Source organism: Mesorhizobium sp. M0106 (assembly GCF_040322715.1).
Classification (GTDB): Bacteria; Pseudomonadota; Alphaproteobacteria; order Rhizobiales; family Rhizobiaceae; genus Mesorhizobium.
This window is the reverse complement of record NZ_JAMYUA010000089.1, coordinates 1-9,318: the sequence shown is the minus strand read 5'-3', so window position 1 is coordinate 9,318 and position 9,318 is coordinate 1. Positions and strand designations below refer to the sequence as shown.

Annotated in this window: 5 protein-coding genes and 4 pseudogenes; 3 read left to right on the top strand and 6 right to left on the bottom strand. The window is 61.2% G+C overall.

The window, feature by feature from the left end:
• Positions 1–104: 104 nt before the first annotated feature.
• Positions 105–793: pseudogene (locus NKJ55_RS34760) on the bottom strand (IS256 family transposase); the annotation flags it as partial.
• Between the two features lie 862 nt (positions 794–1,655).
• On the opposite strand from NKJ55_RS34760, the gene NKJ55_RS34755 reads away from it, so the two are divergent.
• Positions 1,656–2,117 (top strand): hypothetical protein, encoded by a 462-nt coding sequence (locus NKJ55_RS34755; protein ID WP_352453831.1) that lies wholly within the window; start codon positions 1,656–1,658, stop codon positions 2,115–2,117.
• A 388-nt stretch (positions 2,118–2,505) separates the two neighbouring features.
• A pseudogene (locus tag NKJ55_RS34750) lies at positions 2,506–2,784 on the top strand (transposase); the annotation flags it as partial.
• Here the strand turns inward: NKJ55_RS34750 and NKJ55_RS34745 are convergent.
• Complete coding sequence (locus NKJ55_RS34745; protein ID WP_352453830.1) at positions 2,785–3,186, bottom strand: transposase; 402 nt, start codon at positions 3,184–3,186, stop codon at positions 2,785–2,787.
• 334 nt (positions 3,187–3,520) lie between these two features.
• Positions 3,521–3,946: a hypothetical protein gene (locus tag NKJ55_RS34740; protein ID WP_502904547.1), complete on the bottom strand. Its 426-nt coding sequence runs from the start codon at positions 3,944–3,946 to the stop codon at positions 3,521–3,523.
• A gap of 1,314 nt (positions 3,947–5,260) precedes the next feature.
• On the opposite strand from NKJ55_RS34740, the gene argF reads away from it, so the two are divergent.
• Complete coding sequence (argF, locus tag NKJ55_RS34735; protein ID WP_352453829.1) at positions 5,261–6,175, top strand: ornithine carbamoyltransferase; 915 nt, start codon at positions 5,261–5,263, stop codon at positions 6,173–6,175.
• Positions 6,176–6,250: 75 nt separating this feature from the next.
• Here argF and NKJ55_RS34730 read toward each other — a convergent pair.
• The 3 genes and pseudogenes from NKJ55_RS34730 to NKJ55_RS34720 form a co-directional block, all read right to left on the bottom strand.
• Positions 6,251–7,542 (bottom strand): annotated as a pseudogene (locus tag NKJ55_RS34730) (IS701 family transposase).
• Positions 7,543–7,918: 376 nt separating this feature from the next.
• A complete protein-coding gene (locus tag NKJ55_RS34725) occupies positions 7,919–9,109 on the bottom strand; it encodes an IS91 family transposase (protein ID WP_352453828.1) in 1,191 nt (396 codons plus the stop codon).
• A gap of 12 nt (positions 9,110–9,121) precedes the next feature.
• A pseudogene (locus tag NKJ55_RS34720) lies at positions 9,122–9,241 on the bottom strand (tyrosine-type recombinase/integrase); the annotation flags it as partial.
• Positions 9,242–9,318 lie beyond the last annotated feature (77 nt).

Sequence of the window (9,318 nt, the reverse complement as noted above, 5' to 3'; positions counted from 1 at the left end):
CGACACGCTCGCGTGGGAAATCCTGTGGGCCGGGACGAAGAAACAGGCTCACCTGAGCCGAACAAAGAAACGCAACAGGAATCGAGAAAGTCGAAATCAGGCTTGTCGATGTCATCCGTCGTGTAGATGATGCGGCGCACGCTTTTGGGCAATGCGAAGAAACGCACGACGCGGAGCCAGTTGCGCCGCCAGCTCTGAGCGATCGCCGGATAATGGTGGCCCCACTAGCCAGCGCCGAAGGCATCGAGGGCCGTCAGGCCGACTTCGGCGGGCCCGGTATATCGCCCGCAGCGCCGCACGACTTGCAATCATTCCAAGATACGAACTCGAGCGAGTGGCGGATTAGATGCACGATGCAGGTTTGCACGACCGGTTGCGGGAATACGGCGTTGATCGCTTCTGAAAAGTCCTTCAGTCCGTCGACGACGGCGATCATGATGTTGGCGGGCCCTCGTTCTTCAACCGTTCGTGACGCGTCGCCAGAATTTTGGCGCCGTCCGTCTGCTCAATCCGAATACCTTGTCTCCTTGCCGCCGTCCGGCAGGATGCCGGCGCGATGTAGATCGCCTTGTTGCGGACGCCGCCCTCGTCGCGGACCTTGACCCGGGTGCGTCGAAGAAGACCAAGGCAAAGCAAGCGTCCAACGACCTGTTCTGCCATTCGGCGACCTCCTTGAGCACGGCGTCGGTGACGGCCGGATCAGGTCCGGCGAGACGTCGATGCCATAGAGTTCCTCCAGGTGGCCGCGGATCTCGCGCACGCTCATGCCGCGCGCATACATGGATACGATCTTGGCGTGGCAGACTTGTATTCGCTCGATCTCAGGGGCCTAAACCATGCCCCCTAGTACTGTATGCCGCAAGGCAGGAAGTGCGACTGTCCCTCGAGCGCCATCAACATCTTAGCGATCCCGTTCCTTCAGGGAGTGCGGCCTCTTTCATGCTAGGTCTAACGACGCCTAAAGATGCCACCCTCGCCGCTCGCACCACCCCACGCGTCACGATCAAGGTGACCATCCCCCAGTAACGATACCTGCCATGTTTGGTAGTCACGAAGGCAGAGATTGCGGGCTACAACTACGGAGAGCAGCCAGATTGCCAAGGCGATGCTGTCTTAAGGTGTGTATCAGTATGCGCAGTGCCTATCGATATGAACGTGATGTCTGTTAGTCCCGAACATAGTATCGCGAAAACCAGTCACAACTCACTCGCCGAGTACAGCGCTCCAAGGTGACTGTGGTGCCGTTGCGACATCGGCTCGCCGGCTCTTCGGAGGTGGTTCCATTGCCTTTCACTGGACGCTGTGCGGGACGGTGGTCCGGAGGACTATTTAGGCCAGTTCCGACGAGTGGTTCCATGGACCGCGCCGGTTGAACGGCCGTGAATCGAACCGGATTGGCGGAGGCTGTTTGGTTTGCGTTAGGTGTCCATGGCTGGTTCATTCCGCATGGCCTAATGCGCTCACCGGATTCGGCTGGTGGGATGTTAGCCTCGAAGCCGTCGAGTACGAATACCGAATGGGTGGGACCGGTTCAACCATCGGCAGCTTCTCAAGCCCATCCGGACAAGCACAGGACATTGGGGCCGAAGTTCGGCCGCACGCATTCGTAGCGACGGTTTTTGGTCACGGCTTCTCGGTGCTCTGGCGTATCGGCGATGTTCGTTCCACTGCCACCAGAAAAGGGCGTACCGATGCGATTTAGAATTGCTATGGAAATCACCAAGCTACAAGGTCAAGTTCCGGTGGAACTCATCATCAAAGGCTATCGATTTAGCAAATACGGAGCCGTGGCGTTTATCCTTCACGATATTGGGCCAAGAACTGTAAATCGGGTCCTTGATCCAGTCGTGCCCTCCATGGGTTTGGATATTCCTGGGGTGAAATACGTCGATATAACAGCGGGATTTGACCTGTACAACACGATCTTTTCGGCCAAGAGTATAATAGCGTTTTCGCCCCTATTCCGTGCATTGGTCACGCAAGCCCACGGCTTCGCAGATGAAGCCTTCTCTTTCAAGCAGGTTCACAACACCGATGCCGATCCGCGGACAATGTTGCTCATGCGTCCTCGCCATGCCCGTCTCGTCGAATGTACAACGAAGACGAACGGAGAGTGATGGGAATTCGGCACCATGCAACCGCCGCAACTCCTTCGCTTAGTCTTACTGTGTTATAAAACGGTTTTGGCATCATCGAACATAGTGGCAACCGCCGCGCCAGGGCGTGGGCGAGTCTAACCCGCCTTATCGCATGACAGCGTTTTGGAGAGTAATCGGGGCAAACCGGCGGCGGACGCCCCGTTACGGCTCGGGTGTATCGGGTTGGGGTGGGTGACGGCTTGGCGGGCGGCGTGATTCCATCGGGCCGTGGCGCTAGCCACCAGATTCTCGAACGCTGCCCCTGCGGACCTGCTCGACAGGATCCTACAGTTGCGGGCGGAGGACGCCGGGCTTCACGCCGAGAATGCGCCTCTGAAGGATGAGATCCGGCGTGAAGGGTCTAGCGCCGCGCCCGCGTCACCCGCACCGGGTGAGGCAGGCCATGGCCGACATCCTGCGCGCCCGCATCTTTGCGATCGCCTGCGGCTACGAGAATGCCAACGATCTCGATCGGCTGCGCACCGACCCGGCCTACAAGCTTGCCTGCGGACGATTGCCCAACAGCGAGCTCGACATGTGCTCGCAGCCGACATGATCGCGCCTGGAGAACCTGCCCGACCTCAACGCCGTCATCCGGCTCGGCGATGTGCTGGCCGAACTCTGGCTGTCGAGCTATGCCGCGCCGCTAATCTGCCGAACGAGCGAGGGCGGGCGATCGCGTCTGTTCCATGGCTTCGGCGGCAGCCGTTGCGTGCCCCGCGACCAGGAGCGGATCGAGGACTGGACACCGACGACATAGTAAAGCCCACCTCAGGCCGGTGCCGAATGCGGTGTCGTTGCCGTAGCCGGCGTCGGCCAGCACCTCGCGCGGCGAAACACCAGCATCCTGCGCCGCCCGAATCTGAGCGGGCGCGGTTTCGGGCTTGAGGAGGAAGATACCGTCCTCCGGCGCGCCCGCCTTACCCCGCCGGCCGGGGTCGTTGACCCAGCTTTCACGCCGACAGAGCTGATAGGCGACCGGCAGGCTCGTCTGTTCGGTGGCAACCGACTGTAGATGGGGTTGTCTAATCGCAAAGGGTGACGTCAAGTATCTTGCACGTCTAAGTTCTAAGACGCGTGTGCCGGGTGCAGGGTTATCTTCTCGGTCAAGATCAGTTGGTGCGTTTGGGGGAGGAGCCTTAAATGTATTCGACGCACTAAGCTGAGCCAGAGGTGCGACCCCCATTTAAGAGGAATTGCTCTATCCACGTCCCGGCAGGGAGGTCTCGGCGCGTTCGGAGACCCGGAGACTGGAGGCGATCCTCAAAGCTGTCATGCTGTCGCTTGCCAGGCGCGCGTATGGGCCGGAATGAGAAACAAGATCCGCCTCGACAAAGCCGGGTGCGGGGTCATCCCAATCCGAGAAAGTCCGAACTGGAACACTACGCCGGATGGTCGTTGATCCCTTCCGCCGCCGCGGCCCGCTGGCACTCGCCTAATGTCCTTGAGAACGCGATCAATCGTCGCTGGCTAATCGTCAACAATTGCTGGCGCGTCTCGCTATCCATAGCGCCGTGTCCGTGGCGTTCCATCGGCTCGATCGGGCTTGGCAAGAGCGGGTGTAGTCGCTTCCCGCAGATTCGATCGATGCCTCCCAAACCGACGACGAGAGCAGCGCGCACCTCATCACCGTAAGCCCGCCGCCCCGGCCGAGGACCACTCTTCGCCGGCGCGCAGTCTCTTCGCAGCAGTCGCATCGCATCCTTGCGATGAAAGCACGTGAGGGCCACGAATTCGTCCAACGGCTTTTCGGTCCGCCCGCGAAACCGTCCACCGATCGCCGCCACCAATTCCGCTCGTGTCGCCATGCTCCCCATCACAGCTCCCGAAGTTGCTGATTCGGGAGCAAATTAGAGAGGCAACAAACCAATTTTTAGGGAGCAGTTCAGGCGAGGCAATGCCCTTCTCATCCAGATCGTCGCGCGACAGCGCAATCCGACTACTTCGCCGCTGCGCATGCCATGACTGCAAGCAGCAGCAGGATTGCACGATCGCGGATGTCCCGCAGCTTGTCGGTCTCGGCATCGGCCAACATGCGCTGCACCTCTGACCATTCCGGGCGTACGGCAGAGATTCCTGCAGGTAGAGCCGGGGACGGCAAATCGATCCGGCCAGGCTGCGTGCGCACATTCCTCGCTTTGCTGCGTAGCACAGAAATCTGCGCAGAGCGGAAGCAGTGTTGGCGACGGACACGCGGGATCATTGTCCCGTTGCCTGTGTAACTAAATAAGCGTCCATGTCCCCGGCCTGAAGATCTCCGAGTTGCCGCTTGGTCTGGTCGCACCGACGCTTCTAGCCACGGGCGGAACTAATCCGGAGAGCGCCGCGAGCGCATCAGCAGACAACGACCATAACGACTGACCGGCGCGGTAGCCGGCCGAGGCGAGGTGCACGAAACAGACGATGATTGCACCTACGAAACTCCCGAGGCGAGAGAGGCCAGCGCGAGAATGCGCTTCGATCGCGTTTGTTTGATCAGTCAATCGCTCGCGGACTTCATCGAGGCCAGCGGTCCACAGAACCGCGCTCATAGGCCGGACATATTGCCGCACCGTTCCCGCGCGAAGAAACGATGAAAAACCCCTTGCCAAGCGGGTCGTTCCGCGTGTCTCGCGCCGAACCACGTTCCATGTGCAGCGATTCGATAATCGAAAGGCGGCTTCTCTCTGGCACCGCTGACCTGCGGCGCCAGACCCACCAAGATTGACAGTTGAGCCACCGAGAATATCGCTTTAGGACTTTCCCAGGACAGCGACAAACACGGGAGTTTGTCGCAAAGAGTGGTTCTTACAAGGTGCACAATGCACTCGTTAGAACGCGAACCACTCGCCGTATGCTCATGTGCGCAGGTGCGCTCGATCGGTTGTGAACCGGCGGGTCTCGAAACAGCATACATTGGAAAGGGACCTCAGAAATGACCAACTCAAGTTGGTGGCATCCACAAGCGACACACAATTACTTTTTGCTGTTTCTCGAAGAATTCGGGTGGACAACAGTTCTGTCTTAAACAACGCTACCGAACCAGCCGGTTGGGTGTGGCACCCGATGTACAAGAAGAATCTTGACGTTTTCACACGCTAGGCCAGACATGACTGCACATTTGAAGAATTGACAGGGTTAACATGGCTCCCAAGCATTTCCTCGATCTTTCGACCGTTTCCGCAGATGACCTGGGCGGCATCATGAATGATGCGACGTCCCGTAAGGCCGCAACCAAGGCAGGCACCGCAGATAAACCGCTTGCAGGCAAGACGCTGGCGATGATCTTCGAGAAACCGTCCACCCGAACCCGCGTTTCGTTCGATATCGGCATGCGCCAGCTCGGTGGCGAGACCCTGTTCCTGTCAGGTACTGAAATGCAGCTCGGCCGCGCTGAAACGATCGGGGACACGGCAAAGGTCCTGTCGCGCTACGTCGACGCGATCATGATTCGGACGACCGATCACAAGCGGCTTCTGGAACTAGCGGAGCACAGCGCCGTGCCGGTCATCAACGGCCTGACTGACGACACGCATCCTTGTCAGATTGTGGCGGACATCATGACCTTCGAGGAGCATCGTGGTCCGGTTCGAGGGAAGACGTTTGCCTGGACGGGTGATGGGAACAATGTGCTGCATTCCTTTGTTGAGGGCGCGGCCCGGTTTGGCTACCGTCTGAAATTGGCCGTCCCGCCCGGTTCGGAACCCAAAGATAAGTTCCTGAATTGGGCCCGCAACGAAGGCGCCAGCATCATGATGTGCCATGATGCTGAGAACGCGGTGGCCGGCGCCGACTGCGTGATAACGGATACGTGGGTATCCATGCATCAGGAGCACAAGGTGCACGGACACAACGTCCTCCAGCCCTTCCAGGTGAACAAACAGTTGATGATGCGGGCCAAAAGCAATGCACTCTTCATGCATTGCCTGCCGGCCCATCGCGGCCAGGAAGTGACCGAGGAGGTCATTGACGGACCGCAGTCGGTCGTCTTTGACGAGGCCGAGAATCGCCTGCACGCGCAGAAATCCGTACTGGCCTGGTGCCTCGGCGCTATATAATCTGCGGCCCTGCCGCCGATTCGAAGATTTGAGGAATATTTGCAACGTGAAAAAGCCATCTGAGCATTCAAAGCTTCAGGTGAGCAGTGGATGCACTGGCGTCGGTCGATGAACGTCGGTAGGCTCGGTTGGGGCGGCGGGCCGAGGATTCTTTTTTCCCTCACGCTTGTTTGAGGCGGCGAGATTGCAAGAAGGCGTAGGCGATCTTCGTCATCGGCGCGTGCCGGTGCAGGCCCGTCCATGAGCGCCCCTTGAAGTGGTCGAGGCCAAGTTCCTGAGCTGCTGATGCGAATGTTCGCAGACCCAGCGTGCCTTGATGGCTCCTGCGATCTGCTTGAGCGAGGTCTCGGCGGGCAAGTTGGAGAGGTAGTATTTGCGCTCGCCGGTGCGAGCGGTGCTCGCGGATTACCCATACCTCCTCGGCGGGCAGATGCTGAGCGCCCATGTCGCGGATGGGCTGGGGTGGGCCATCTGCAACCCGGACACGGACAGCGGCGAAGCGGGCCGAGAGGCGGCCTTTGGTGCCACGCCGCCAACTGACCGTCCGCCATTGGGCTTTTTCCCCATCGCCTGCGCGGTCATCGACTTCACATCGGGGATATGCCGGCGGCGCGGGCGGCCGTGTCCGGCAACGGGGAAGATCATCGCCACGTCGGCGGCATAGACCTTCTGCTTGAACGGGATACCGACGGCCCAGGTAAGGCCGCGCTCGGTGAGCGCCTGCCGGAAGGGGGCGCTCAAGCCATATCCGGCATCGGCGAGCACGCAGCCAAAGCGTAAGCCGGCTGCGCGAGCCCGGTCGATCTCGGCCACCGCGATTCCGGGCTTGGTCCTGTAGGCACGATGGTCCTCGGGCACACCGGCACGGTCGAGCCGGGCGGGATCGGAAGTCCAGCTCTCGGGCAGAAACAGTCGCAGCCCCACCATGACCGGCACTTCGCCAGAGGCCAGCGTCAGCGACACCAGCGTCTGCCAGTTGGCGTTCTTGCCAAGCGCCGAGGCATATTGCGGCGCGACGCCGACCGAGTGGCGCCCCTTCTTGGGGAGCGCGGTGTCGTCCACGATCAGCCACGCATCGTTCCCGCCAACTTGTCTGTCGGCCTCCGCGAGCAGCACCTTCTCCAGCGGCGCACATCCCACACGCCGCTCGCGATGAAGTGGTGCAGCTGGTCATAGTTGACGGCTGCGTCGCGCGCCGCCATCGGTTGGACGCTCTTGCGATCCCCAAGGCCAATCAGCCCAGCAATATAGGCCGGACACATCCGCGCACGCGTCTTGTGCCTCAACGCCGAGACGAACGGCTCAAGCCACCGCTCCAGATCGAGTTGCCAATCCCGCCCTCCAACAGCCAACCCCTCATGAATCACGCAAAACCGCTCTTGGGAATCTGGAGGCTTCTGTGAGGTCCGCCATGCTCGACGGAGTGGGCGGACTGGTTGTCGGACCTCATTGCAAGCCGGATTGAACGAAGCCGCGGGACGATCTGGCGCTATGGGGATTGTAGCCTGGAGGAGCGGTCGGGATCGTCTTCGCCATGCTGATGAAGGGCGTTCACGACGCGGCCACAGCGAAGGAATGGCACGGTGGAAGGCGGAACCCTGATGGCGCGAGTCGTCGGATAGGCTGCAGTGCCTTCTATCGCCGGGCTGTCTGCTTGCGGCTTTGTGCGGCGGGACAAGGTCGGGGTGCCGGCGCGCATGGCGACGGGTACCGTACCGGGTGATGTGGACGCACCCGGCGTGGTCATGAGGTGTCGTTCCAGAAGGGGCGCGGCGGCGCCTGGCCGCACCGCCAGATGGCGAGCGTGATCATTGGCTCTCCGCAGCATGGGCAGCGATGCGCCATAGCAAGGCGCTCGGCGGCGACAGCGGCGCTTTCAGCATCCGGTTTGAGCTCGTTCTGCTGCGATCCGGCCAGCAGCCTGTGGCACAGGTCGAGCTTGGCGGCGCGATTGCCGTTGGCGAGGAAGCCGTAGTGGCGGATGCGATGGAAACCGTCGGGCAGCGTGTGCAGGAGAAAGCGACGGATGAACTCGTGCGCGTCGAGCGTCATGACCTTGGTCTTGCCGCGCTGGCCATAGTCCCGCCAGCGGAACGCGACCCGATCGTCGGCCGTGCTGATCAGTCGGGAATTGGCGATCGGGACGCGATGGGTGTAGCGGCCGAGATAGGCCAGCACCTGCTTCGGCCCGCCGAAGGGCGGCTTGGCGTAGACGACCCATTGACGGCGACGAGCCTCGGCGAGCAAGCAGACGAAGGCATCAGGCTTTGCCAGGTAGGCGAGATCGCCGAAGAAGCCCAGCCCGCCCTCATCATAGGCCGCTCGGAGTTCCTCCAGAAAGAGACGGCGGAACAGGCGCGACAGCACGCGCACGGGCAGGAAGAACCCCGGCCGGCAGGCGACCCATCGCCCTCCATCGAGGGAGATGCCGCCGCCCGGGACGATGCAATGGAGGTGGGGATGATAGGTGAGGTTCTGGCCCCAACTGTGCAGCACCGCGATGAGACCGATCCCGGCGCCGAGATGTCTGGGATCTGCGGCGACCGTGCGCAGCGTCTCGGCGGCCGCCTTGAACAGGATCGTGTACATCGCCGCCTTGTTCTGGAAGGCGATTGTGGCGATCTCGGCCGGCAGCGTGAACACCACGTGGAAGTAGGGAACCGGCAGAAGCTCGTTCTGCCGCGCGGCGAGCCATTCCCGGCAGGTCTTTCCCTGGCACTTGGGGCAATGCCGGTTGCGACAGGAATTGTAGGCCACGCGGATCGCCCCGCAGGACCGGCAGCCCTCGACATGGCCGCCCAGTTCGGCGGTCCGGCACAGTTCGATGGCGCTCATCGTGCGGCGCTCGACGCGTCCGAGATGACCGTCATGAGCCTGCCGATACGCCTCGCCATGGCGGCGGAAGATATCCGCCACCTCCAGTCTCGCCGACATGGGCGGAACCGATCAGCCCGACGGCACGACTTCGATGTTCAACCGGTCGAGCGGGCTTGTCGTGCGCCGGATGAGGCCGTTCGAGACCTTGGTGTAGCGCGCCGTCGAGGACAGATTGTTGTGGCCGAGCAGCCACGCGTCATAATGCTCACTTTCTATGTCATTGAAAATCAAAGCGCTGTTGAGCGGGATCGGCTGTTAGCGGACGC

What these genes read in the sequence shown, in the direction of transcription:
- NKJ55_RS34755 (WP_352453831.1), top strand. Translation starts at nt 1,656, where the DNA reads ATGTTCGTTCCACTGCCACCAGAAAAGGGCGTACCGATGCGATTTAGA.
- NKJ55_RS34740 (WP_502904547.1), bottom strand. Translation starts at nt 3,946, where the DNA reads ATGGCGACACGAGCGGAATTGGTGGCGGCGATCGGTGGACGGTTTCGC.
- argF (WP_352453829.1), top strand. Translation starts at nt 5,261, where the DNA reads ATGGCTCCCAAGCATTTCCTCGATCTTTCGACCGTTTCCGCAGATGAC.
- NKJ55_RS34725 (WP_352453828.1), bottom strand. Translation starts at nt 9,109, where the DNA reads ATGTCGGCGAGACTGGAGGTGGCGGATATCTTCCGCCGCCATGGCGAG.